Origin of the sequence: Streptomyces sp. SPB162 (assembly GCF_029504575.1) — a bacterium.
Classification (GTDB): Bacteria; Actinomycetota; Actinomycetes; order Streptomycetales; family Streptomycetaceae; genus Actinacidiphila.
Window position 1 is genome coordinate 4,629,287 of sequence record NZ_JAQFII010000001.1, and the last position, 24,850, is coordinate 4,654,136.

Genomic DNA, 24,850 nt, shown 5'->3' on the forward strand with positions numbered 1-24,850 from the left:
ACCGCGGTTTGCGGAGTGGACACCCCGGTGTTCGCGCAGTGGACGGCGGGGCCGCGGCGGAGGCGTTCGACGCCCGGCCTGTGAACACGTACACTCATCCGTCGATGGCCCTCTCGCGAACTGCGGTACGTTGAGGGGCGTCTTCAAAGGGTCGTAGCTCAATTGGTAGAGCACTGGTCTCCAAAACCAGCGGTTGGGGGTTCAAGTCCCTCCGGCCCTGCTACACGCGTCCTCACCAGGATGCGGGCAGGTAATTGCACTCGCCGTACCGCGCGACGGGCGCGGTATGGCCACGACCCGGAGTCAGGTGAAGACGAGTGACTGAAATCACGGACTCCATCGAGGTCCCTGAGCCTGACGCATCCCAGGACAAGAAGGCCCGCCGTGGCGGTAAGCGCGGCAAGAAGGGCCCCCTGGCCCGTCTCGGCCTCTTCTACCGGCAGATCGTCGCCGAGCTCCGCAAGGTCGTCTGGCCTTCGCGTGGAGACCTCACGACGTACACGAGCGTCGTAATTGTCTTCGTTGTCGTCGTCATCGGGCTGGTGTCCGTGATTGACTTTGGCTTCGCGAAGCTCGTCTCGTACGTCTTCGGATGATCCTGCGGGAGACGCCCCCCGGGCGCCTTTCCGCATGTTCCACCCCTTGAAGTCAGGAAGAAGCAGTCACCGTGTCTGACCCGAACGTGTACGACGCCGACGAGTCCGTCGAGGGCGACGACACTGCGCTCGACATCGTCGAGGCAGCCGACGGCGACATCGACCAGGCCGAAGCTGCCGATGAAGCCGCGGGCGAAGCCGCCGAGCAGGCCGCCGTCCACGCCATCGACGAGACCGATGACGCGGTCGCCGAGGACGCCGAGGGCGAGCCCGAAGCAGACGCCCCCGTCGACGAAGAGGCCGACGCCGTACTCGCCGAGGCCGACGCCGAGCTGGCCGAGGACGACGCCGCCGACGCCGAGCCCGCCGAGGAGCCCGAGCCGGTCGACCCCGTCGCCGCCTTCCGCGAGGAACTCCGCACCCTGCCGGGCGAGTGGTACGTCATCCACACGTACGCCGGCTACGAGAACCGCGTGAAGTCCAACCTGGAGCAGCGCGCCGTCTCGCTCAACGTCGAGGACTACATCTACCAGGCAGAAGTGCCGCAGGAAGAAGTAGCCCAGATCAAGAACGGCGAGCGCAAGACGGTGAAGCAGAACAAGCTTCCCGGCTACGTCCTCGTCCGGATGGACCTGACGAACGAGTCGTGGGGCGTCGTCCGCAACACGCCCGGCGTCACGGGCTTCGTGGGCAACGCGTACGACCCGTACCCGCTGACGCTGGACGAGATCCTCAAGATGCTCGCTCCCGAGGTCGAGGCGGCCGCCGAGGCCGCCGCCGCCGCGGACGGCACGGGTCCGGCCCGCAAGATCGAGGTCCAGGTGCTGGACTTCGAGGTCGGCGACTCGGTCACCGTCACCGACGGCCCGTTCGCGACGCTGCAGGCGACGATCAACGAGATCAACCCGGATTCGAAGAAGATCAAGGGCCTCGTCGAGATCTTCGGCCGCGAGACTCCGGTCGAGCTCAGCTTCGACCAGATCCAGAAGAACTGAGTTTTTTACACGTCCGACCAGGTCAGACCGGCTTTTTCAGCTGGTCTGACCTGTTTGGTTTCAGGCCGGGCCCCGATACCCGTTATCGTGGTGCGGTATGCCTGTTAGCAGGCGAAACAACTCTCACTAGGACCCGGAGAGAGCAATGCCTCCCAAGAAGAAGAAGATCACGGGGCTTATCAAGCTCCAGATCAACGCGGGCGCGGCCAACCCCGCCCCGCCCGTCGGCCCCGCACTGGGCCAGCACGGCGTCAACATCATGGAGTTCTGCAAGGCCTACAACGCCGCGACCGAGTCGCAGCGTGGCATGGTCGTGCCGGTGGAGATCACGGTCTACGACGACCGCTCCTTCACCTTCATCACCAAGACTCCGCCGGCCGCGAAGCTGATCCTCAAGGCCGCGGGTGTGGAGAAGGGCTCCGGCGAGCCCCACACCAAGAAGGTCGCGAAGCTCACCGCCGCCCAGGTGCGTGACATCGCCACCCTCAAGATGCCGGACCTGAACGCCAACGACCTGGACGCCGCGTCGAAGATCATCGCCGGCACCGCCCGTTCCATGGGCATCACGGTCGAGGGCTGACACCCACCCCGAAGCACGTCTGTGGAAGGACCGCGCGCGGTCCGCACCACGACTCCACTCACCATTGAGGAGCAGCAGTGAAGCGCAGCAAGACTCTCCGCGCTGCGGACGCGAAGATCGACCGGGAGAAGCTCTACGCCCCGCTCGAGGCCGTCCGTCTCGCCAAGGACACCGCAGCGACGAAGTTCGACTCGACCGTCGAGGTCGCCATGCGTCTGGGTGTCGACCCGCGCAAGGCCGACCAGATGGTCCGCGGCACCGTCAACCTTCCGCACGGCACCGGCAAGACCGCCCGGGTCCTGGTCTTCGCGACCGGTGACCGTGCAGCGGCCGCGGAAGCCGCGGGCGCCGACATCGTCGGCTCCGACGAACTCATCGAAGAGGTGGCCAAGGGCCGCCTGGACTTCGACGCCGTCGTCGCCACCCCGGACCTCATGGGCAAGGTCGGCCGCCTCGGCCGCGTGCTCGGTCCCCGTGGCCTGATGCCGAACCCGAAGACCGGCACCGTGACCCCGGACGTGGCCAAGGCCGTGACCGAGATCAAGGGCGGCAAGATCGAGTTCCGCGTCGACAAGCACTCGAACCTGCACTTCATCATCGGCAAGGTGTCGTTCGATGACGCGCAGCTGGTCGAGAACTACGGCGCGGCCCTGGACGAGATCCTCCGTCTGAAGCCGTCGGCCGCCAAGGGCCGGTACATCCGGAAGGCCGCCATCAGCACCACGATGGGCCCGGGCATCCTGGTGGACCAGAACCGCACCCGCAACCTCCTCGTCGAGGAGGACCCGGCCGCCGTCTGATCCTGACGACGACGCCGCGTACGCGACTCGGGCCGGGGGCCCCGCTCCCTCTGGGGAGTGGGGCCCGGCCTGTCGGCTCTCCCGGCCCCTGGAGGGGCGCTGAGCAGCCCGTTGAGGCGATTTGCCGGATCGCGACCCGTTCGCGTACGCTATCGAAGAAGCCAAAGACCGCTGGTCGCTGCTGTGCCCTCGTTGAGGAGCGCGGCGGCCGAAGGATCCGCTAGCTGCGGACGTCCCGCTCAGGTTGCTGTGGAAGAACTCCTGGAATTCATTCTGGTTGAGTAACGCCCCGTGCGCCTGCGCCGGGGCGTTCGTGTTGCCCAGCCCCTTCCGTGCGGTCCGAATCACCCGGAAGGAGGCCGAGACTCATGGCGAGGCCCGATAAGGCTGCTGCGGTTGCCGAGCTGACGGACAAGTTCCGCAGCTCCAATGCCGCAATGCTGACCGAGTACCGCGGTCTCACCGTGGCGCAGCTCAAGACGCTGCGCCGTTCGCTCGGTGAGAACGCCCAGTACGCCGTGGTGAAGAACACGCTGACCAAGATCGCGGCCAACGAGGCCGGGATCAGCACGCTGGACGACCTGTTCGCAGGTCCGACGGCGGTTGCCTTCGTCACCGGTGACCCGGTGGAGTCGGCGAAGAGTCTGCGTGACTTCGCCAAGGACAACCCCAACCTCATCATCAAGGGCGGTGTCCTTGACGGTAAGGCGCTGTCCGCAGATGAGATCAAGAAGCTCGCGGACCTCGAGTCCCGCGAGGTTCTGCTCGCCAAGGTGGCCGGTGGCATCAAGGCGTCGATGGCCAAGGCCGCGGCGACTTTCCAGGCCCCGCTCACGGAGTTCGTCCGCACCGCGGACGCGCTTCGCGCCAAGGTCGAGCAGGGCGGTGCCGGTACGCCGGCTCCCGCCGAGGCCGAGGTGGCGGAGTAACCCTCCGCCTCTGGTCGCAGCGGGCGCCTCACGCCCGCCTTCATGTACACCCGGCACCTGCCGAATAGTGGAAGGACGCCATCATGGCGAAGCTGTCCCAGGAAGAGCTGCTCGCGCAGTTCGAGACCCTGACCCTCATCGAGCTCTCCGAGTTCGTCAAGGCGTTCGAAGAGAAGTTCGACGTCAAGGCTGCCGCCCCGGTCGCCGTCGCGGGCCCCGCCGCCGCTGCCGCTGAGGCTCCCGAGGAGCAGGACGAGTTCGACGTCGTCCTCACCGGCGCCGGCGAGAAGAAGATCCAGGTCATCAAGGTTGTGCGTGAGCTCACCTCGCTGGGTCTGAAGGAGGCCAAGGACCTCGTCGACGGCGCTCCGAAGCCGGTCCTCGAGAAGGTCGCCAAGGAGGCCGCCGAGAAGGCTGCCGAGTCCCTCAAGGCCGCTGGCGCGTCCGTCGAGGTCAAGTAGTTCCCGGCCCCTCCAGTAGGGGCTGAACAGCCGCAGGGCGGCCACCCGTAAGGGTGGCCGCCCTCGGTCGTTCCCGGGGTCCTCCAGGGGCCTTCCAGTCGCTCGGGGGTATGGTGATCGTCCCCGTCGAGCGGGGGGCGCCGTACGGATCTCCGGGGGGCTGAGGCCTTGACGAACCGCACGCGGCGCGCAATTCTCAGGACGCGTCGTAAGTTCGATCCGGGGTCCGAGGCATGGATCGAGCGCGATGCGGGAATGCCTAGCGTCAAGCACAGATCCGGTGCCGAGACCGGGTCGACAACAGTGGCGAGGGGGCAATGATTCGGTACTCCGAATCTCTGCCTGGACATCAGTGTGCCGAGTGGCTACACTGACCCTTTGCGCTGCCTGTTAGCTGTAGCCTGGCCCGTCACCAGGGACAGCCCCAAGCCTGAGCACGGAATGAAGAGATGTCCCCTCTGTGGACATCCCCGTGTGCTCGGGGGCGGACACCGGTATGCGCGTAGTGAGTCCGAGCCCTCGGAAGGACCCCCTCTTGGCCGCCTCGCGCAACGCCTCGACTGCCAATACGAACAACGGTGCCAGCACCTCACCGCTGCGCATCTCTTTTGCGAAGATCAAGGAACCCCTCGAGGTACCGAACCTCCTCGCGCTGCAGACCGAGAGCTTTGACTGGCTGCTCGGCAACGCCGCGTGGAAGGCTCGTGTCGAGGCGGCTCTGGAAAGTGGCCAGGACGTCCCCAGGAAGTCGGGTCTGGAAGAGATCTTCGAGGAGATCTCTCCGATCGAAGACTTCTCCGGGTCGATGTCGCTCACCTTCCGCGACCACCGTTTTGAGCCTCCGAAGAACTCGATCGACGAGTGCAAGGAGCGCGACTTCACGTACGGCGCTCCGCTCTTCGTCACCGCCGAGTTCACCAACAACGAGACCGGCGAGATCAAGTCGCAGACGGTCTTCATGGGCGACTTCCCGCTCATGACCAACAAGGGCACCTTCTGCATCAACGGCACCGAGCGTGTCGTCGTGTCGCAGCTGGTCCGCTCGCCCGGCGTCTACTTCGACTCCTCGATCGACAAGACGTCCGACAAGGACATCTTCTCGGCGAAGGTCATCCCGTCCCGCGGTGCCTGGCTCGAGCTCGAGATCGACAAGCGCGACATGGTCGGTGTCCGCATCGACCGCAAGCGCAAGCAGTCGGTCACCGTGCTCCTCAAGGCCCTCGGTTGGACGACCGAGCAGATCCTCGAGGAGTTCGGCGAGTACGAGTCGATGCGCGCCACCCTGGAGAAGGACCACACCCAGGGCCAGGACGACGCGCTGCTCGACATCTACCGCAAGCTGCGTCCGGGCGAACCGCCGACCCGCGAGGCCGCGCAGACGCTGCTCGAGAACCTCTACTTCAACCCGAAGCGCTACGACCTCGCGAAGGTCGGCCGCTACAAGGTGAACAAGAAGCTCGGCAGCGACAAGCCGCTCGACGCCGGCGTGCTGACCACGGCCGACGTTCTCGCGACCATCAAGTACCTGGTCAAGCTGCACGCCGGTGAGACCGAGACCGTGGGCGAGGACGGCCGCAACATCGTCGTCGAGACCGACGACATCGACCACTTCGGCAACCGTCGTCTGCGCAACGTCGGCGAGCTCATCCAGAACCAGGTCCGTACCGGCCTGGCTCGTATGGAGCGCGTCGTCCGCGAGCGGATGACCACCCAGGACGTCGAGGCGATCACGCCGCAGACCCTGATCAACATCCGGCCGGTCGTCGCCTCCATCAAGGAGTTCTTCGGCACCAGCCAGCTGTCCCAGTTCATGGACCAGACGAACCCGCTGTCGGGCCTGACCCACAAGCGCCGTCTGTCCGCGCTGGGCCCGGGTGGTCTGTCCCGTGAGCGCGCCGGCTTCGAGGTCCGTGACGTTCACCCGTCGCACTACGGCCGCATGTGTCCGATCGAGACCCCCGAAGGCCCGAACATCGGCCTGATCGGCTCGCTCGCCTCCTACGGCCGGGTCAACGCCTTCGGCTTCGTGGAGACCCCGTACCGCAAGGTCGTCGAGGGCATCGTCACCGATGACGTCGACTACCTGACGGCCGACGAGGAGGACCGCTTCGTCATCGCGCAGGCCAACGCGCCGCTGACGGACGACAACCACTTCGAAGAGGCCCGTGTCCTGGTCCGCCGCCGTGGCGGCGAGATCGACTACATCCCCGGCGCCGACGTCGACTACATGGACGTCTCGCCGCGCCAGATGGTGTCGGTCGCGACCGCGATGATCCCGTTCCTCGAGCACGACGACGCCAACCGCGCGCTCATGGGCTCGAACATGATGCGCCAGGCGGTGCCGCTCATCAAGAGCGAGGCCCCGCTGGTCGGCACCGGCATGGAGTACCGCTGCGCGGTCGACGCCGGTGACGTCATCAAGGCCGAGAAGGACGGTGTGGTCCAGGAGGTATCCGCGGACTACGTCACGGTCGCCAACGACGACGGCACCTACACCACGTACCGCGTGGCGAAGTTCAGCCGCTCGAACCAGGGCACGTCCTTCAACCAGAAGGTCGTCGTCGACGAGGGCGCTCGCGTCGTCGCCAACCAGGTCCTGGCCGACGGCCCCTCCACCGACGAGGGCGAGATGGCCCTCGGCAAGAACCTCCTCGTGGCATTCATGCCGTGGGAGGGCCACAACTACGAAGACGCGATCATCCTCAGCCAGCGGCTGGTCCAGGACGACGTCCTCTCCTCGATCCACATCGAGGAGCACGAGGTCGACGCCCGTGACACCAAGCTCGGCCCCGAGGAGATCACCCGGGACATCCCGAACGTCTCCGAGGAGGTCCTCGCGGACCTCGACGAGCGCGGGATCATCCGCATCGGTGCCGACGTCGTCGCCGGCGACATCCTGGTCGGAAAGGTCACGCCCAAGGGCGAGACCGAGCTGACCCCGGAGGAGCGCCTGCTCCGCGCGATCTTCGGCGAGAAGGCGCGCGAAGTGCGCGACACCTCGCTGAAGGTGCCGCACGGCGAGACCGGCAAGGTCATCGGCGTCCGCGTCTTCGACCGCGAAGAGGGCGACGAGCTGCCGCCGGGCGTGAACCAGCTGGTCCGCGTCTACGTCGCGCAGAAGCGCAAGATCAACAACGGTGACAAGCTTGCCGGCCGTCACGGCAACAAGGGCGTCATCTCGAAGATCCTGCCGGTCGAGGACATGCCGTTCCTGGAGGACGGCACCCCGGTCGACATCATCCTCAACCCGCTGGGTGTCCCGTCCCGAATGAACCCGGGACAGGTCCTGGAGATCCACCTCGGCTGGCTCGCCCAGCAGGGTTGGGACACCTCCGGGATCAGCACCGAGTGGGCCCGCCGGCTGGAGTCCATCGGCGCCGACAAGGTGCCGGCCGGCTCCAACGTCGCCACCCCGGTGTTCGACGGTGCGCGCGAGGACGAGATCACCGGCCTCTTCGAGGCCACGATCCCGAACCGCGACGGCGACCGGATGGTGCTGCCCTCGGGTAAGGCCCGGATGTTCGACGGCCGCTCCGGCGAGCCGTTCCCGGACCCGATCTCGGTCGGCTACATGTACATCCTGAAGCTCCACCACCTGGTGGACGACAAGCTCCACGCCCGCTCCACCGGTCCGTACTCCATGATCACGCAGCAGCCGCTGGGTGGTAAGGCGCAGTTCGGTGGCCAGCGATTCGGCGAAATGGAGGTGTGGGCCCTTGAGGCATACGGTGCCGCCTACGCCCTCCAGGAGCTGCTGACGATCAAGTCCGACGACGTGCTCGGCCGCGTGAAGGTCTACGAGGCCATCGTCAAGGGCGAGAACATCCCCGAACCCGGCATTCCCGAGTCCTTCAAGGTGCTCATCAAGGAAATGCAGTCGCTGTGTCTCAACGTGGAGGTGCTGTCCTCGGACGGTATGTCCATCGAGATGCGCGACACGGACGAGGACGTCTTCCGTGCCGCGGAAGAGCTCGGAATCGACCTGTCCCGGCGTGAGCCGAGCAGCGTCGAAGAGGTCTGACGGGCCGGCCGGGAAGTCGCACTCGCGGCTTCCCGGCCGCTCCGGGCGTCGGTAACACGGCCCCGGAGTGACCCCACGGACTGTTCAGACCATGTTTGACACTCGACCCCGGCAGTGTCACTAGTCGGGTAAAACCCGAAGGCGGGATTGACGACAAGTGCTCGACGTCAACTTCTTCGACGAGCTGCGGATCGGCCTTGCCACCGCGGACGACATTCGTACCTGGTCGCACGGCGAAGTGAAGAAGCCGGAGACCATCAACTACCGCACCCTCAAGCCGGAAAAGGACGGGCTCTTCTGCGAGAAGATCTTCGGCCCTACCCGGGACTGGGAGTGCTACTGCGGTAAGTACAAGCGTGTCCGCTTCAAGGGCATCATCTGCGAGCGCTGCGGCGTCGAGGTAACTCGCGCCAAGGTGCGTCGTGAGCGGATGGGCCACATCGAGCTGGCCGCTCCCGTGACCCACATCTGGTACTTCAAGGGCGTTCCGTCGCGGCTGGGCTACCTGCTCGACCTCGCCCCGAAGGACCTCGAGAAGGTCATCTACTTCGCCGCCTACATGATCACGTGGGTCGACGACGAGCGCCGTACGCGTGATCTGCCCTCCCTCGAGGCGCAGGTCTCCGTCGAACGCCAGCAGGTCGAGAACCGTCGGGACTCCGATGTCGAGAACCGGCAGAAGAAGCTCGAAGCGGACCTCGGCGAGCTGGAGGCCGAAGGCGCCAAGGCCGACGTGCGCCGCAAGGTGCGCGAAGGTGCCGAGCGTGAGATGAAGCAGCTCCGTGACCGCGCCCAGCGCGAGATCGACCGCCTCGACGAGGTGTGGGCCCGCTTCAAGAACCTCAAGGTCCAGGACCTCGAGGGCGACGAGCTGCTCTACCGCGAGCTGCGCGAGCGCTTCGGTACGTACTTCTCGGGCTCGATGGGTGCCGCGGCGCTGCAGAAGCGCCTGGAGACCTTCGACCTCGAAGAAGAGGCCGAGCGTCTGCGCGAGATCATCCGTACCGGCAAGGGCCAGAAGAAGACCCGTGCGCTCAAGCGCCTCAAGGTCGTCTCGGCGTTCCTGCAGACCACCAACAAGCCCAACGGCATGGTGCTGGACTGCGTCCCGGTCATCCCGCCGGACCTGCGTCCGATGGTGCAGCTGGACGGTGGCCGCTTCGCGACCTCCGACCTGAACGACCTGTACCGCCGTGTGATCAACCGCAACAACCGCCTCAAGCGTCTCCTTGACCTCGGTGCCCCCGAGATCATCGTGAACAACGAGAAGCGGATGCTGCAGGAGGCCGTCGACGCGCTGTTCGACAACGGCCGCCGTGGTCGCCCGGTCACCGGTCCCGGCAACCGCCCGCTGAAGTCCCTGAGCGACATGCTCAAGGGCAAGCAGGGTCGTTTCCGTCAGAACCTGCTCGGCAAGCGAGTCGACTACTCGGCCCGTTCGGTCATCGTCGTCGGCCCGCAGCTCAAGCTGCACCAGTGCGGTCTGCCGAAGGCCATGGCGCTGGAGCTCTTCAAGCCGTTCGTGATGAAGCGCCTGGTGGACCTGAACCACGCGCAGAACATCAAGTCGGCCAAGCGCATGGTCGAGCGCGGCCGCACCGTGGTCTACGACGTCCTCGAAGAGGTCATCGCGGAGCACCCGGTGCTGCTGAACCGTGCGCCGACCCTGCACCGCCTCGGCATCCAGGCCTTCGAGCCCCAGCTGGTCGAGGGCAAGGCCATCCAGATCCACCCGCTCGTCTGCACCGCGTTCAACGCGGACTTCGACGGTGACCAGATGGCCGTGCACCTGCCGCTGTCGGCAGAGGCGCAGGCCGAGGCCCGCATCCTGATGCTGTCCTCGAACAACATCCTGAAGCCGGCCGACGGTCGTCCCGTCACCATGCCGACCCAGGACATGGTGCTGGGTCTGTTCTTCCTCACCACCGAGCCGGAAGAGCGCGTGCTCATCGGCGAGGGCCGGGCGTTCGGTTCCACCGCCGAAGCGATCATGGCGTTCGACAACCGCGAGCTCTCGCTGCAGTCGAAGGTCGACATCCGCTTCCCGGTCGGCACCGTCCCGCCGCGCGGCTGGACCCCGCCCGCCGAGGAAGAGGGCGAGCAGGGCTACCAGGTCGGCGACACGTTCCGGCTGCGGACGTCCCTGGGACGCGCGCTCTTCAACGAGCTGCTGCCCGAGGACTACCCGTTCGTGGACTACGCGGTCGGCAAGAAGCAGCTCTCCGAGATCGTCAACGACCTCGCCGAGCGGTACCCGAAGGTCATCGTGGCGGCGACGCTCGACAACCTGAAGGCGGCCGGCTTCCACTGGGCCACCCGTTCCGGTGTCACCGTGGCCGTCACGGACATCGTCGTCCCCGAGGCCAAGAAGGCCATCGTCAAGGGGTACGAGGACCAGGACGAGAAGGTCCAGAAGCAGTACGAGCGCGGCCTGATCACCAAGGACGAGCGCACGCAGGAGCTCATCGCGATCTGGACCAAGGCGACCAACGAGGTTGCCGAGGCGATGAACGCGAACTTCCCCAAGACGAACCCCATCTTCATGATGGTTGACTCGGGTGCCCGAGGAAACATGATGCAGATGCGTCAGATCGCCGGTATGCGTGGTCTGGTGTCGAACGCGAAGAACGAGACCATCCCGCGTCCCATCAAGGCCTCGTTCCGTGAGGGCCTGTCCGTGCTGGAGTACTTCATCTCCACCCACGGTGCCCGTAAGGGTCTCGCGGACACCGCCCTGCGTACCGCCGACTCGGGTTACCTCACCCGTCGTCTGGTGGACGTCTCGCAGGACGTCATCATCCGCGAGGAGGACTGCGGTACCGAGCGCGGCCTCAAGCTGCAGATCGGTGCGCGCGGCGAGGACGGCGTCCTTCGTAAGACGGACGACGTCGAGACCAGCGTCTACGCCCGCATGCTCGCCGAGGACGTCGTCATCGACGGCAAGGTGATCGCGCCGGCCAACGTGGACCTGGGCGACGTGCTCATCGACCAGCTGATCCAGCACGGTGTCGAGCAGGTCAAGACCCGCTCGATCCTCACCTGCGAGTCCACGGTCGGCACCTGTGCCTTCTGCTACGGACGCTCGCTGGCCACCGGCAAGCTGGTGGACATCGGTGAGGCCGTCGGTATCATCGCGGCCCAGTCGATCGGTGAGCCCGGTACCCAGCTGACGATGCGTACCTTCCACACCGGTGGTGTGGCGGGTGACGACATCACGCAGGGTCTGCCGCGTGTCGTCGAGCTCTTCGAGGCCCGTGTCCCCAAGGGTGTCGCCCCGATCTCCGAGGCTGTCGGTCGGGTCCGCATCGAGGAGACCGAGAAGACGAAGAAGCTCGTCGTCACCCCGGACGACGGCAGCGAGGAGATCGCTTACCCGATCTCCAAGCGGTCCCGTCTGCTGGTGGGCGAGGGCGACCACGTCGAGGTCGGCCAGAAGCTGACCGTGGGTGCCACCAACCCGCACGACGTGCTGCGCATCCTCGGCCAGCGCCAGGTTCAGATCCACCTGGTGGCCGAAGTGCAGAAGGTCTACAACAACCAGGGCGTGTCGATCCACGACAAGCACATCGAGATCATCATCCGGCAGATGCTCCGCCGGGTGACGATCATCGAGTCCGGCGACGCCGAGCTGCTGCCCGGCGAGCTGGTCGAGCGCGGCCGCTTCGAGACCGAGAACCGTCGTGTGGTCTCCGAGGGCGGTCACCCCGCCTCCGGTCGTCCGCAGCTGATGGGTATCACCAAGGCCTCGCTGGCGACGGAGTCCTGGCTGTCGGCCGCCTCCTTCCAGGAGACGACCCGAGTGCTGACCGACGCGGCGATCCACGCCAAGTCGGACTCGCTGCTCGGCCTGAAGGAGAACGTCATCATCGGCAAGCTCATCCCGGCCGGTACGGGCCTCGCCCGCTACCGCAACATCCGGGTGGAGCCCACCGAGGAGGCGAAGGCAGCGATGTACTCGGCCGTCGGTTACGACGACATCGACTACTCGCCCTTCGGCACCGGCTCCGGCCAGGCCGTTCCCCTGGAGGACTACGACTACGGCCCCTACAACGGCTGAGTCGTGTCCCGCAGAGTCTGATCCGCAAGGCGGCCGTCCCCTCCCGGGATGGCCGCCTTGCGGCTTTTCGCGGAACTTCGCACGGTCGCCGTGCGTCCGTCAGTATGGAGAGACGAGTCCTAGGCGGGGGAGGTGTCGCACGTGTCGCTCGATCCGTGGGGCAACGGGCGGCTGCCACAGTCCGGCCAGGTGCCCGGCATGCTGGCGGCCGACGCCGACCGTGAGCGCACGGTGGACGTGCTGAAGGCCGCGTTCGCGGAGGGCCGCCTGCAGCAGCAGGAGTACGAGCACCGGATGTCCACCGCCTACCAGGCGCGTACCTACGGTGAGTTGCAGCTGCTGGTGCGCGACCTCCCACAGGGGCCCTCACCGATGTCCGTGCAGTCGTCCCAGCCGATGGGCTACGTGCCGCGGACATTCCTGCCGGCCCCGCCGCGCACCAACACCTCCGCCGTCGCCGCGTTCGTCTGCGGGCTGGCGGGCACCTTCACCCTCGTGACGGCGATCCCCGCGGTGATCCTGGGCCACAAGGCCCGCAAGGAGATCAGCAGAACGGGCGAGGGCGGCGACGGCTTCGCGGTCGCCGGACTGGTGCTGGGCTGGATCGTCTCCGGTTTCCTGGGGCTGTTCCTGCTCTTCGTGATGCTCGCCGCGGTCGCCGGAAGCGGCGGATAGCGCGTCCCGGGCGGGCGGCGTGTCCTGCGCTGATGCATTTGTTTTGACCGGAGCCGATGCGATAGGTACGATCTGACCTTGTGCCTGGGGTGTGCCCGGGTCCTTGCGCGTGCCCCCAGTCTCGACTGGGAGGTTACCGATATCGCACGGGGACACCGAGGCCGCGGCACCCGACATACGTGTGTTCTCTGCTCCACGAGGACGTGCGGGGTCCGCGACACACCCGACCGCGTGGGTCGGTACCCCAGGTTAGTTTTATCGAGATCGGCACACAGAAACCGGAGAAACGGTGCCTACGATCCAGCAGCTGGTCCGGAACGGCCGGCAGGACAAGGTCAAGAAGAATATGACACCCGCGCTGAAGGGTTCCCCTCAGCGTCGCGGTGTTTGCACGCGTGTGTACACGACCACCCCGAAGAAGCCGAACTCGGCGCTTCGCAAGGTGGCCCGTGTGCGTCTGACCAGTGGGATTGAGGTCACCGCCTACATTCCGGGCGAGGGCCACAACCTCCAGGAGCACTCCATCGTGCTCGTGCGTGGCGGTCGTGTGAAGGACCTGCCGGGTGTTCGCTACAAGATCATCCGCGGCTCCCTGGACACCCAGGGCGTCAAGAACCGCAAGCAGGCCCGCAGCCGCTACGGCGCCAAGAAGGAGAAGTAAGCATGCCTCGTAAGGGTCCTGCCCCGAAGCGCCCGGTCATCATCGACCCGGTCTACGGATCTCCTCTGGTGACCTCGCTGGTCAACAAGATCCTCCTGCACGGCAAGCGTTCCACCGCCGAGCGGATCGTTTACGGCGCTCTCGAGGGCCTCAAGGAGAAGACCGGTACCGACCCGGTCATCACCCTGAAGCGCGCTCTGGAGAACATCAAGCCGACTCTGGAGGTCAAGTCCCGCCGCGTCGGCGGTGCGACCTACCAGGTGCCGGTCGAGGTTCGCCCCGCCCGTGCCTCCACGCTCGCGCTGCGCTGGCTCGTGGGTTACTCCCGCGCCCGCCGTGAGAAGACCATGACCGAGCGCCTGATGAACGAGCTGCTGGACGCCAGCAACGGTCTCGGTGCCTCGGTCAAGCGTCGCGAAGACACGCACAAGATGGCCGAGTCGAACAAGGCCTTCGCGCACTACCGCTGGTAGTCACCACCCACATCGAAACCGAGAGAAGACTGAGCCTAATGGCCACCACTTCGCTTGACCTGGCCAAGGTCCGCAACATTGGGATCATGGCCCACATCGACGCGGGCAAGACGACGACCACCGAGCGGATCCTGTTCTACACCGGCGTCTCGTACAAGATCGGTGAAGTCCACGATGGCGCAGCCACCATGGACTGGATGGAGCAGGAGCAGGAGCGCGGCATCACGATCACGTCGGCCGCGACGACCTGCCACTGGCCGCTGAACGATGTCGATCACACGATCAACATCATCGACACCCCGGGGCACGTCGACTTCACGGTCGAGGTGGAGCGTTCGCTCCGCGTCCTCGACGGTGCCGTCACGGTGTTCGACGGTGTTGCCGGTGTTGAGCCGCAGTCCGAGACCGTTTGGCGTCAGGCGGACCGCTACGGCGTCCCGCGCATCTGCTTCGTCAACAAGCTCGACCGGACCGGTGCCGAGTTCCACCGCTGCGTCGACATGATCGTGGACCGCCTCGGTGCGGTTCCGCTCGTCATGCAGCTGCCCATCGGCACCGAGATGGACTTCAAGGGCGTTGTCGACCTCGTCGCCATGAAGGCCCTCGTGTGGTCCGCCGAGGCCACCAAGGGCGAGATGTACGACACCGTCGACATCCCCGCCACTCACGTCGAAGCCGCCCAGGAATGGCGTGGCAAGCTCCTCGAGACCATCGCGGAGCACGACGACGAGATGATGGAGCTGTTCCTCGAGGGCGAAGAGCCCTCCGAGGAGGCCCTGATGGCCGCGATCCGTCGCGCCACCATCGCCTCGACCGACTCCGAGCACCAGGGCAAGCCGACCTTCACGCCCGTGTTCTGTGGTTCCGCGTTCAAGAACAAGGGCGTTCAGCCCCTGCTCGACGCCGTGGTCCGCTACCTGCCGTCGCCCCTGGACATCGAGGCCATCGAAGGCCACGACGTCAAGGACCCGTCGGTGGTCGTGAAGCGTCAGCCGTCCGAGGACGAGCCGTTCTCCGGTCTTGCGTTCAAGATCATGAGCGACCCGCACCTCGGCAAGCTCACCTTCGTCCGGGTCTACTCGGGCCGCCTCGAGACCGGCACCTCGGTGCTGAACTCGGTCAAGGGCAAGAAGGAGCGCATCGGCAAGATCTACCGCATGCACGCGAACAAGCGTGAGGAGATCGCGGCGGTGGGCGCCGGCGACATCATCGCCGTCATGGGCCTGAAGCAGACCACCACCGGTGAGACGCTGTGCGACGAGAAGAACCCGGTCATCCTGGAGTCCATGGACTTCCCGGCCCCGGTCATTCAGGTCGCGATCGAGCCCAAGTCCAAGGGTGACCAGGAGCGTCTGGGCGTCGCCATTCAGCGTCTCGCTGAAGAGGACCCCTCGTTCCAGGTCCACTCCGACGAGGAGACCGGCCAGACCATCATCGGTGGTATGGGCGAGCTTCACCTCGAGGTGCTGGTCGACCGCATGAAGCGCGAGTTCCGCGTCGAGGCGAACGTCGGCAAGCCCCAGGTCGCATACCGCGAGACGATCCGCAAGACTGTCGACCGGATCGACTACACGCACAAGAAGCAGACTGGTGGCACCGGCCAGTTCGCGAAGGTACAGATCTCGATGGAGCCCATCGAGGGCGGCGACGCCTCGTACGAATTCGTGAACAAGGTCACCGGTGGCCGCATCCCCCGTGAGTACATCCCCTCGGTGGACGCGGGCGCGCAGGAAGCCATGAAGTTCGGCATCCTGGCCGGTTACGAGATGGTGGGTGTTCGCATCACCCTTCTCGACGGTGGTTACCACGAGGTTGACTCCTCCGAGCTCGCCTTCAAGATCGCCGGTTCGCAGGCGTTCAAGGAGGGTGCCCGTAGGGCGAGCCCCGTACTGCTCGAGCCGATGATGGCCGTTGAGGTCACCACGCCCGAGGACTACATGGGCGACGTCATCGGCGACCTGAACTCCCGCCGTGGCCAGATTCAGGCCATGGAGGAGCGCAGCGGCGCCCGTGTCGTCAAGGGTCTCGTGCCCCTGTCGGAGATGTTCGGCTACGTCGGAGACCTCCGTAGCAAGACTTCGGGTCGCGCAAGCTACTCGATGCAGTTCGACTCCTACGCCGAGGTTCCGCGGAACGTCGCTGAGGAGATCATCGCGAAGGCCAAGGGCGAGTAGCGCTCAATTCGCAGTGTTGCCCAACCCTTAGGCTTGACAGCAGGCATCGGGGCATTCGACACAATCCACAGGGGCTTCGGCCCTGAGAAGCGTGGCGGATGCCCCGGCAGCCCGCATTCCAGCAAAGATCACCTGGCGCCGATGAAGCAAGGCGTACAGAACCACTCCCAGGAGGACCCCAGTGGCGAAGGCGAAGTTCGAGCGGACTAAGCCGCACGTCAACATCGGCACCATCGGTCACATCGACCACGGTAAGACGACGCTGACCGCGGCGATTACCAAGGTGCTGCATGACGCGTACCCGGACCTGAACGAGGCCTCGGCCTTCGACCAGATCGACAAGGCTCCTGAGGAGCGCCAGCGCGGTATCACGATCTCGATCGCGCACGTCGAGTACCAGACGGAGTCGCGTCACTACGCGCACGTCGACTGCCCCGGTCACGCGGACTACATCAAGAACATGATCACGGGTGCGGCGCAGATGGACGGCGCCATCCTCGTTGTCGCCGCGACCGACGGCCCGATGCCGCAGACCAAGGAGCACGTGCTCCTGGCCCGCCAGGTCGGCGTTCCGTACATCGTCGTCGCCCTGAACAAGGCCGACATGGTGGACGACGAGGAGATCCTGGAGCTCGTTGAGCTCGAGGTCCGTGAGCTCCTCTCCGAGTACGAGTTCCCGGGCGACGACCTTCCGGTCGTGCGCGTCTCGGCGCTCAAGGCCCTCGAGGGCGACAAGGAGTGGGGCGAGAAGCTCCTCGGCCTCATGGAGGCCGTGGACACCGCGATCCCGACTCCGGCTCGTGACGTCGAGAAGCCGTTCCTGATGCCGATCGAGGACGTCTTCACGATCACCGGTCGTGGCACCGTCGTCACCGGTCGTATCGAGCGCGGTGTGCTCAAGGTCAACGAGACTGTCGACATCATCGGCATCAAGGAGACCAAGACCACCACCACGGTCACCGGCATCGAGATGTTCCGCAAGCTGCTTGACGAGGGTCAGGCGGGCGAGAACGTCGGTCTGCTCCTCCGTGGCATCAAGCGCGAGGACGTCGAGCGCGGCCAGGTCATCATCAAGCCGGGTACGGTCACGCCGCACACCGAGTTTGAGGCCCAGGCCTACATCCTGTCGAAGGACGAGGGTGGCCGTCACACCCCCTTCTTCAACAACTACCGTCCGCAGTTCTACTTCCGGACGACCGACGTGACCGGCGTCGTCACCCTCCCCGAGGGCACCGAGATGGTCATGCCGGGCGACAACACCGCCATGACGGTCGCGCTGATCCAGCCGATCGCCATGGAAGAGGGCCTGAAGTTCGCCATCCGCGAGGGTGGCCGTACCGTGGGCGCCGGCCAGGTCGTCAAGATCACCAAGTGATCTGATTCTGGCAAGCAACACACCGAGGGCCCTGTCCCCACCGTTCGCGGTGGGGGCAGGGCCCTCGGCTTGTTGGGGGGGGTCCGGTTGTTCGGGGGGCGATCCGGCCGGCCTACGCCGTGGACTGCGTCTCCGGCCGCCATACCCAGGGGGTCGCGGCGAAGTCCAGGCCGACCACGTACGGCCGCCCGTCGGGGCCCTGCAGCAGCGTGGGCGTGCCGACCGGGAGCGCGAACGGCGGCCGCTCGAGCGGCCGTCCCGGCCGCGCGGTGTCCACGAGCTGGACGGTGCCGTCCAGTGCCTTGCCGAGCAGCAGCAGGCCGCCGCGCCCGCTGTGGGCCGGGGCCGCGCCCACCGCGACGTCGGCGTAGCCGCCGTAGCCGCTCAGCTGTGCGGGCGTCAGCGCGCCGTTCCGGGACGAGGTGCCGTCGACCGTCCGCAGGACCAGCTCCCCGGTGACCGGCCGCCGGTAGGCCACCGTGAGGGAGCCGTCGGGGGCGAGTGCCGCGGAGGGCGGCTCGCCCGGCTGCGGCAGGCCGCGCACGGGCTGGAAGGCCATCGGCTGCCCGGGGGAGGGTTGCGTCCAGTGGTGCACGGTGTCGCGGCCGGCGGCGAAGACGTGGATCCGCGCCCGGCCGTCGAGCACCACCGCCAGGCCGTCCTGCACCTCGTCCCCGCCGAGGTCCCGCCAGTCGCCCCACGTTCCGCCGGGCTCCCTGACCCTGGTCCAGACGCCCTTGGCGGCGCTGCGGACGAAGAGGTGGACCCGCCCGTCCGGAGTGGACACCGCGGCCGGGCACCCTATCCGGCGGCCGTGGTCCTCGGTCCGCTCCGGGTTGCCCAGGCCGGTCCAAGCGCGGAACGGGCCCTCGGAGGAGCTCTGCTCCAGCAGGACGATCTCGCGGGCGTTGTGCCCGCCCTGGCCCTGCAGGGAGGAGAACCGCAGGGCGAACAGCAGCCGACGGCCCGTGGAGTCCTTCACCGCGGCCAGCGCGGGGGCCAGCGGCCCGCCGCCGAGGTCCTGCGGATCGCTCCACTGACCGCTGCCGGGCGCGCTCTCCTGCCAGCGCACGGCCCGGGTGCCGAGCACGCTGAACGCCTCCAGCCGGCCGTCCTGCCCGGCGAACGTCGCGGGCCGGGCGCCGGGGTAGCGGTAGTGGGTGGAGCGGACCCAGCCCTTCGGGTTGGTCAGCGGGGTGTTCTGGCCGACCCCGTAGTCGCCGCAGCCCGCGGCGTTGCCGCAGTCCCACTCCGGATCCCCGCCGTAGGGGAGGAGGTACTGGTTCTTCTCGCGGACCACGGACTGCGGGAGATTGCGGGGCCAGCGCTGGTTGTAGTAGCCGCGGTACGCGGTGGTGACGAACCGCGGCACGTCGCCGTCCCCCTCGGCGCTCTCGGCGACCCACTGGGCGAGCGCCTTCCAGGCGAAGAGCGCGGCGGGCGTGTGGTCGCGGTGGTCGGAGTACCCGTTCTGGTCGCTGTTCTGGTGGTGGGCCGCGTCGTGCACCTGGATGTCGGGATCGGGGTCCAGGGTCTGCACCAGCGTCGGCTGGTAGCGCTCCAGCAGCGCGGCCAGCGAGTCCACCAGGGTCTGGTGACCGACCTTGCTGGACTTCCGCACGGGGGAGCCGGTGGCCACCACGGTGTCCAGGGTGATGCCGGGGACCGCCCACAGGTGGGGGAGGCCCACCATGTTCCGGTTCCCCTCGCCCATCGACAGGTTGACGAAGACCAGATCGGCGCGGCGCTCGCCGTTCGCCAGCTGGTCCAGCTCCACGGTGAGGCCGCCGGTCAGCCGCAGCGCGGAATGGCGCCACGGGGTGAACTTGTCGAGGCCGAGCATGGTCGCGTAGGCCTGGCGCAGCCCCTGGTGGCGGGCGGAGGAGTACGCCTGCCGGTCGGCCTTGGGCTTGGGGGTGCGCGGCGCGTGGTTCACGCCCACGGACTCGCCGGCCGTCACGTAGACCGAGACCACCGGCACGCCGCCGCGCACGGCGTGCAGGGTGTCGGGGTTCATGAAGTACAGGTCGTCGTCCGGGTGCGCGAGGACCTGCAGGAGCAGCGGTTTCGCACCGGCCCGGTACGCCTGGACGGCGCTCGGCCCGGAACCGGCGGACGGTTTCGCGGCGGACCGTGTGCTGGTGCAGCCGACGGCGACGGCCGTCGTGGTCATGGCGGTGGCGACAAGGAGTTCCCTGCGGGACAACCTTCGCCTCGTAGAGACGCTCACAACAGGTAGGAGCGAGAAGTCGGCCCCGAGGTTGCGTGCGGGAACCTGTACAGCGACTGTCCTAGGGTGGTCCGGCGGGTAGCCGGGGCGTGAAGGGAACGATGCGTGTATCTGTCCGAGACCCGGACGGGCGACAAGGCCCGGCCCGAGGCCGAACGGCCGGGCCGGCGCCGGGGCCTGCGCGGCCTGGTGTCGGCGAACGTGGTCGCACTGGGGATGACGAGCCTGATCACCGACATCTCCTCGGAGATGGTCACCGCGGTCCTCCCGGTGTATCTCGTCACCGGACTCGGCCTGAGCATGCTGCAGTTCGGCTTCCTGGACGGCGTGTACTCGGGGTCGACGGCCCTGCTGCGGATCGTGGGCGGCTACCTCGCCGACAAGTTCACCGCACGCAAGGCCGTGGCGGGCTCCGGCTACCTCGTGTCGGCGGTGACGAAGCTGGGATTCCCCCTGGTGGGCGCCTCGGTGCCGGGCATCGGGATGATGATGGCCGTCGATCGGGCGGGCAAGGGGATCAGGACCGCCCCGCGGGACGCGCTGATCTCGCTCTCCACCCCGGCGGAGTCGCAGGGCCGGGCGTTCGGGGTGCACCGGGCGATGGACACCGTGGGCGCCTTCATCGGCCCGGTCATCGCCTTCGCCCTGATGTCGATGATGAGCACCTCGCTCGGCACCGCGTACGACGCCGTGTTCGTGGTGAGCTTCTGCATCGGCGCGGTCGGCGTGGTGGCCCTCGCGCTGTTCGTACGGGACCCGTTCACGCGGAAGAAGACGGCCAGGGTCGCGGTCTCGCTGCGCGCGGGCCTGGGGATGCTCCGCAACGCGGCGTTCCGGCGGGCCTGCGTGGGGGCCTGCCTGCTGGGCCTGGCGACGGTGTCCGACGCTTTCGTCTACCTGGCGCTGCAGGACCGCACCGACCTGGCGATCTCCTGGTTCCCGCTGCTGCCGCTGGGCACGACCGGCGTGTACCTGCTGGCGGCGGTGCCGCTGGGCGGGCTGGCGGACCGGATCGGCCGCTGGAAGATCTTTCTGGCCGGGCACGCCTGCCTGATCGGCGCCTACCTGCTGGTCGGCGGTGTCCTGGACCTGCGGGGCACGGCCCTGATCCTCGTCGTCCTGGCCCTGCACGGGCTGTTCTACGCGGCGACCGACGGCGTCCTGATGGCGCACGCCGGGCCGTTGATCCCCGAGGAGCTGCGCACCAGCGGGCTGTCCGTGCTGCAGACCACCCAGACCCTGGGGCGTGCGGTCTCCTCGGTGGCGTTCGGCGCCGCCTGGATGCGCTGGGGTCCGGCGCACACCGTCCAGGGATTCACCGTCGCCCTGACGGCCGCCGTGCTGCTCTGCATGGTGATGCTGCGGCCGGGTGCCGCCCACGGTCCCGAGGTGGCCGGCGTATGAGGAACCGGATCATGGTCTTCGTAGTGTGCGTGGCCGTGCTGGCCTCGGTCGCCGTCGGGTACACCGTGTACGCCCTGCAGCGCGACAAGGCCCGCGCCGCGGGCGGCGAGGGCGTGCGCCCGGTCGCCGGCGCGGTCGACCTCGCCCCGGGCAGCGGCGCCCGGCTGATCTTCCGCGACACCGCCAAGGGCCCCGGCTTCGGCCGGCTGGCCCAGGTGCGGGTGGGCGAGCCCCGGAGTGAACGGAAGGTCGACACGCAGGCCTGCGAGCGCGGCTACGCGGCGGCCGGGCGGCTGCTCTGCCTGGCCGGCGTGAGCGGTCTGGTCGTGCACCACTACGCCGAGTTGCGCGACAGCCGGATGAAGCTGCTCAAGCGGATCCAGCTGCCGGGGCTGCCCAGCCGGGCCCGGCTCTCCGCCGACGGCCGGATGGCGGCCTGGACGGCGTTCGTCTACGGGGACTCGTACACCTCGGCGGGGTTCTCCACCCGCACCGGCATCTACGACTCGCGCACCGGCACCGTGGTGCCGACCCTGGAGACGTTCGACGTCCGGCGGGACGACAGGGACTTCAGGCCGCCGGACCGCAACTTCTGGGGGGTGTCGTTCCTGAAGGACGACAACACCTTCTACGCGACGCTGGGCAGCGCCTCCCGCGGCGGCACCTTCCTGGTCCGCGGCGACTTCGGGGCCCGCACGATGACCGTGCTGCGGCAGAACGTGGAATGCCCGTCGCTCTCCCCGGACGGCACCCGGCTGGTCTTCAAGAAGAAGGTCTCCGACGACCCGTCCAAGCCCTGGCGGCTGTATGTGCTGGACCTGGCCTCCATGCGGGAGACGGCGCTCGCCGAGACCCGCAGCGTGGACGACCAGGGCGACTGGCTGGACGACCGCACCATCGCGTACTCCCTGCCGACCGGCGGCAGCGCCTTCGACGTGTGGCGGCAGCCCGCGGACGGCTCGGGCAAGCCGCAGTTGATGGTCTCGGGCGCGTACGGACCCAGCGTGGTGCGCTGAGCGGCACGCATCAGTGCGCGAACGACATCCTGCTGGGCGGGGAGACGTACCGCGCGTAGTTGTCCCGCGCCGGGTACGTACGGCCCGCCGGGCCGGCGGCGAAGGCCCGCAGGACGTTCTCGGAGACCTGGCGGGCGAACTCCCCGGAGGTTTCGGGCACCCGCTGCTCGCCCGACCGGCCCCGGCAGCCGGTGTTGCCGTAGACGCTGCAGGCCCAGCTCATGGTGCCGGTGGCGAAGACCCCGGCGCCCGAAGGCACCGTGTAGTAGGCCGCGTTGGCCCGCGTCCCGGTGCCGCGACAGGTCAGCGGGGAGTCCCCGACGACCTGGATCGGGCGCGGCACCGGGACACCCGCCATCAGCCGGTCCGACTCCACGCCGACCAGCCCGACGTACTTGCTGCCGGCCTTGGCGCCGGTGCCGCGGAACATCCACGCGTCCGGTTCGGTGACGACGAACGGCGCGTAGACCGGGTTGCACTCGTACAGCACGCCGGTCAGGACGCTCTCCGGGCGCGGGTCGGGCGGCAGCCGCCACTGCTGGGTGGCCTGGCTGGGGTCCTTGAGGATCATCGGGTCCTCCGAAGGGTCCTTGTAGACCACCACCACGCGGTCCTTCCCCAGCGCGCTGGGCTCCAGCCGTATGTGCCGGTAGGCGGCGTTGGAGGAGAAGAAGGCGAGGTTCACCCCCGCGTCGCGGATCGCGAGCGTGTTGTCGCGCATGCCCGCCGACCAGTACTCGTCGTGCCCGGGGAAGATCACCGAGCGCGCGCCGCGGAACAGCTCGGCCGAGCCGTCGAGGTCGGTGTCGGTCTCATAGGCGAGCGGGAGGCCCATCCGCTCCGCGATGCCCAACATCGGCAGCTCGTACCAGTCGAAGGGCGAGCCCTCGCCGTCGTAGGGCCGGTCGAAGCTCGCCTTGCGCGAGCGCTTGGCGTAGCCGGGGCCCGTGGTGCCGCGCGCGTCACCGTAGACATTGGTGCCGCCGCCCCACTTGTTGTACGCGGCCCAGGTGGTGACCGCGTTGACGAAGACGGTGCGGCCGACGGTGGACGTCGAGCGGATCGATCGTCAGCGGCACCCAGCGGTCGTGGCCCGCGCTGGAGACGAGCTTGAGCAGGTAGCTGCCCTGCGGCCAGTCCCTGGTGCTCACCGTCAGGGACGGCTTCCAGGGCGCGCTGACCAGGTATATGCCGGGCACCGTCGTTGCAGCGGCCTGCCGCTGACCGTGCTGGGCGATCGACGACCAGATCTTGCGGCCCTGCTTCCCCTGGTACCAGCCCATCCGGAACGCCTCGACGTGGAAGCTCCTGGCGGTGGTGGAGACGAACAGGCGAAACGATTCTCCTGAGGTGACGCCGACCTGGTCGGCGAAGCCCTCGATCGCGTTAGACGGTCCCGGGTCGCGCAGCCGCCAGGCGGTGGTGCCCGGCCGCTCGTTCTCCCGCGCCACCGACCAGCTGTCCATGTCGAGCGGCGGGGCGGCCTTGGGGGTCCTGGCGGGCGGTGTCACCGGGCCGCCGTCGGGGGCGCCGCAGGCGCCGGCGAACAGCGCGAGGACGGCTGTGAGCAGTACCAGACGGCGCAGCCTCTTCAACGGGACCCCGCTCTCGTCCGACGTGTCCCCGTCGGGTCGGGGCGTCCGTTGAGGAGGACGGGCCGGCGAGGCCTTTGGTTGCCCCGCCCGCCCCAGGTGGTTCCGTTCGTTCCAGGTGGTACTGTCGCCGGCTCGATTGGCGTGGAGTGTGCCCCATATGGCACACTAGCCAAGTTGCTCGGTCGAGCGCCGATGCTGCGCGCCTCCCGTCGGGAGGACCGGAAGCGAGTCCCACAGTACTCGTCGTCATGATCCACCTCGGTGGCATGGCGGACGTACGGGAATCTTCCGGGAAGCGTTAGTGCGGTTCCGGCCAGGCACCCGGTGGGAGTCTTCCCCACATCCTGCGGTCAGAGCGCCGCGCTTCCTTCTCCGAGGGATTTCCGCTTGCGGAAATTTATGAGAAGGGGTGCGACACACCCGACCGCGTGGGTCGGCGAAGAGGCGGTACCGACCGGGTTCCAGAGCGTTACGAGACAAAGGACTACGGAGTAGCCATGGCGGGACAGAAGATCCGCATCCGGCTCAAGGCGTACGACCACGAGGTCATCGACTCCTCGGCGAAGAAGATCGTCGAGACGGTGACGCGTACTGGTGCGCACGTCGCAGGCCCGGTGCCGCTGCCCACTGAGAAGAACGTGTACTGCGTCATCAAGTCGCCGCACAAGTACAAGGATGCGCGCGAGCACTTCGAGATGCGCACCCACAAGCGGCTCATCGACATTCTCGACCCCACGCCGAAGACGGTTGACTCGCTGATGCGTCTCGACCTCCCGGCTGGCGTCGACATCGAGATCAAGCTCTGAGG

At 67.5% G+C, this 24,850-nt stretch carries 19 protein-coding genes and 1 tRNA gene; 17 read left to right on the top strand and 3 right to left on the bottom strand.

Annotation, left to right across the window (positions count from 1 at the left end; genetic code table 11):
* The first annotated feature begins 147 nt into the window (after positions 1–147).
* The 14 genes from M2266_RS21255 (at position 148) to tuf (ending at position 17,797) form a co-directional block, all read left to right on the top strand.
* Positions 148–220, top strand: a tRNA-Trp gene (locus M2266_RS21255).
* A gap of 97 nt (positions 221–317) precedes the next feature.
* On the top strand, positions 318–596 hold the full coding sequence (gene secE, locus M2266_RS21260) for a preprotein translocase subunit SecE (RefSeq protein WP_277439618.1): 279 nt from the start codon (positions 318–320) through the stop codon (positions 594–596).
* 71 nt (positions 597–667) lie between these two features.
* Complete coding sequence (gene nusG, locus M2266_RS21265; RefSeq protein ID WP_277439619.1) at positions 668–1,591, top strand: transcription termination/antitermination protein NusG; 924 nt, start codon at positions 668–670, stop codon at positions 1,589–1,591.
* Positions 1,592–1,736: 145 nt separating this feature from the next.
* Positions 1,737–2,171 carry a 50S ribosomal protein L11 gene (gene rplK, locus M2266_RS21270; RefSeq protein WP_277439620.1) on the top strand — a complete coding sequence of 145 codons (435 nt, stop codon included), beginning with the start codon at positions 1,737–1,739 and terminating at the stop codon, positions 2,169–2,171.
* A gap of 77 nt (positions 2,172–2,248) precedes the next feature.
* Positions 2,249–2,971, top strand: coding sequence for a 50S ribosomal protein L1 (gene rplA / locus M2266_RS21275; RefSeq protein WP_277439621.1), 723 nt, complete (start codon positions 2,249–2,251; stop codon positions 2,969–2,971).
* Positions 2,972–3,339: 368 nt separating this feature from the next.
* On the top strand, positions 3,340–3,900 hold the full coding sequence (gene rplJ, locus M2266_RS21280; protein ID WP_277439622.1) for a 50S ribosomal protein L10: 561 nt from the start codon (positions 3,340–3,342) through the stop codon (positions 3,898–3,900).
* Between the two features lie 83 nt (positions 3,901–3,983).
* Positions 3,984–4,361, top strand: coding sequence for a 50S ribosomal protein L7/L12 (gene rplL / locus M2266_RS21285; protein WP_277439623.1), 378 nt, complete (start codon positions 3,984–3,986; stop codon positions 4,359–4,361).
* Between the two features lie 535 nt (positions 4,362–4,896).
* Complete coding sequence (gene rpoB, locus M2266_RS21290; RefSeq protein WP_164297309.1) at positions 4,897–8,382, top strand: DNA-directed RNA polymerase subunit beta; 3,486 nt, start codon at positions 4,897–4,899, stop codon at positions 8,380–8,382.
* 157 nt (positions 8,383–8,539) lie between these two features.
* The gene (locus M2266_RS21295; protein WP_277439624.1) at positions 8,540–12,439 is read left to right on the top strand and encodes a DNA-directed RNA polymerase subunit beta'; all 3,900 of its coding nucleotides are present in this window, start codon (positions 8,540–8,542) and stop codon (positions 12,437–12,439) included.
* Positions 12,440–12,637: 198 nt separating this feature from the next.
* A complete protein-coding gene (locus tag M2266_RS21300; RefSeq protein WP_277441290.1) occupies positions 12,638–13,114 on the top strand; it encodes a DUF1707 and DUF4190 domain-containing protein in 477 nt (158 codons plus the stop codon).
* A 289-nt stretch (positions 13,115–13,403) separates the two neighbouring features.
* Complete coding sequence (gene rpsL, locus M2266_RS21305; RefSeq protein ID WP_138352888.1) at positions 13,404–13,775, top strand: 30S ribosomal protein S12; 372 nt, start codon at positions 13,404–13,406, stop codon at positions 13,773–13,775.
* 2 nt (positions 13,776–13,777) lie between these two features.
* A complete protein-coding gene (gene rpsG / locus M2266_RS21310) occupies positions 13,778–14,248 on the top strand; it encodes a 30S ribosomal protein S7 (RefSeq protein ID WP_138352889.1) in 471 nt (156 codons plus the stop codon).
* Positions 14,249–14,286: 38 nt separating this feature from the next.
* Positions 14,287–16,422 (top strand): elongation factor G, encoded by a 2,136-nt coding sequence (fusA, locus tag M2266_RS21315; protein WP_277439625.1) that lies wholly within the window; start codon positions 14,287–14,289, stop codon positions 16,420–16,422.
* A 181-nt stretch (positions 16,423–16,603) separates the two neighbouring features.
* Entirely contained in the window at positions 16,604–17,797 is a 1,194-nt protein-coding gene (tuf, locus tag M2266_RS21320; RefSeq protein WP_277439626.1) for an elongation factor Tu, read from the top strand.
* A 112-nt stretch (positions 17,798–17,909) separates the two neighbouring features.
* Here the strand turns inward: tuf and M2266_RS21325 are convergent, their stop codons facing one another.
* Positions 17,910–20,003 carry a PIG-L family deacetylase gene (locus M2266_RS21325; protein ID WP_277439627.1) on the bottom strand — a complete coding sequence of 698 codons (2,094 nt, stop codon included), beginning with the start codon at positions 20,001–20,003 and terminating at the stop codon, positions 17,910–17,912.
* 129 nt (positions 20,004–20,132) lie between these two features.
* On the opposite strand from M2266_RS21325, the gene M2266_RS21330 reads away from it, so the two are divergent.
* Positions 20,133–21,431 carry an MFS transporter gene (locus tag M2266_RS21330; protein WP_277439628.1) on the top strand — a complete coding sequence of 433 codons (1,299 nt, stop codon included), beginning with the start codon at positions 20,133–20,135 and terminating at the stop codon, positions 21,429–21,431.
* An 11-nt stretch (positions 21,432–21,442) separates the two neighbouring features.
* Positions 21,443–22,447, top strand: a complete 1,005-nt coding sequence (locus tag M2266_RS21335; RefSeq protein ID WP_277439629.1) for a hypothetical protein — start codon at positions 21,443–21,445, stop codon at positions 22,445–22,447.
* A 10-nt stretch (positions 22,448–22,457) separates the two neighbouring features.
* Here M2266_RS21335 and M2266_RS21340 read toward each other — a convergent pair whose 3' ends face one another.
* Both M2266_RS21340 and M2266_RS21345 read right to left on the bottom strand, forming a co-directional pair.
* Positions 22,458–23,510: a N,N-dimethylformamidase beta subunit family domain-containing protein gene (locus M2266_RS21340; RefSeq protein ID WP_346780950.1), complete on the bottom strand. Its 1,053-nt coding sequence runs from the start codon at positions 23,508–23,510 to the stop codon at positions 22,458–22,460.
* Positions 23,410–24,042, bottom strand: a complete 633-nt coding sequence (locus M2266_RS21345; RefSeq protein WP_277439631.1) for a N,N-dimethylformamidase beta subunit family domain-containing protein — start codon at positions 24,040–24,042, stop codon at positions 23,410–23,412. The genes M2266_RS21340 and M2266_RS21345 overlap by 101 nt, the downstream gene beginning before the upstream one ends.
* A 497-nt stretch (positions 24,043–24,539) precedes the next feature.
* On the opposite strand from M2266_RS21345, the gene rpsJ reads away from it, so the two are divergent.
* Positions 24,540–24,848 carry a 30S ribosomal protein S10 gene (rpsJ, locus tag M2266_RS21350; protein WP_138352895.1) on the top strand — a complete coding sequence of 103 codons (309 nt, stop codon included), beginning with the start codon at positions 24,540–24,542 and terminating at the stop codon, positions 24,846–24,848.
* Positions 24,849–24,850: the final 2 nt, after the last annotated feature.

Coding starts and splice junctions, on each gene's coding strand:
- rpsJ (WP_138352895.1), top strand. CDS start 24,540: ATGGCGGGACAGAAGATCCGCATCCGGCTCAAGGCGTACGACCACGAG.
- rpsG (WP_138352889.1), top strand. CDS start 13,778: ATGCCTCGTAAGGGTCCTGCCCCGAAGCGCCCGGTCATCATCGACCCG.
- M2266_RS21300 (WP_277441290.1), top strand. CDS start 12,638: ATGCTGGCGGCCGACGCCGACCGTGAGCGCACGGTGGACGTGCTGAAG.
- fusA (WP_277439625.1), top strand. CDS start 14,287: ATGGCCACCACTTCGCTTGACCTGGCCAAGGTCCGCAACATTGGGATC.
- rplK (WP_277439620.1), top strand. CDS start 1,737: ATGCCTCCCAAGAAGAAGAAGATCACGGGGCTTATCAAGCTCCAGATC.
- rplJ (WP_277439622.1), top strand. CDS start 3,340: ATGGCGAGGCCCGATAAGGCTGCTGCGGTTGCCGAGCTGACGGACAAG.
- rplL (WP_277439623.1), top strand. CDS start 3,984: ATGGCGAAGCTGTCCCAGGAAGAGCTGCTCGCGCAGTTCGAGACCCTG.
- M2266_RS21335 (WP_277439629.1), top strand. CDS start 21,443: ATGGTCTTCGTAGTGTGCGTGGCCGTGCTGGCCTCGGTCGCCGTCGGG.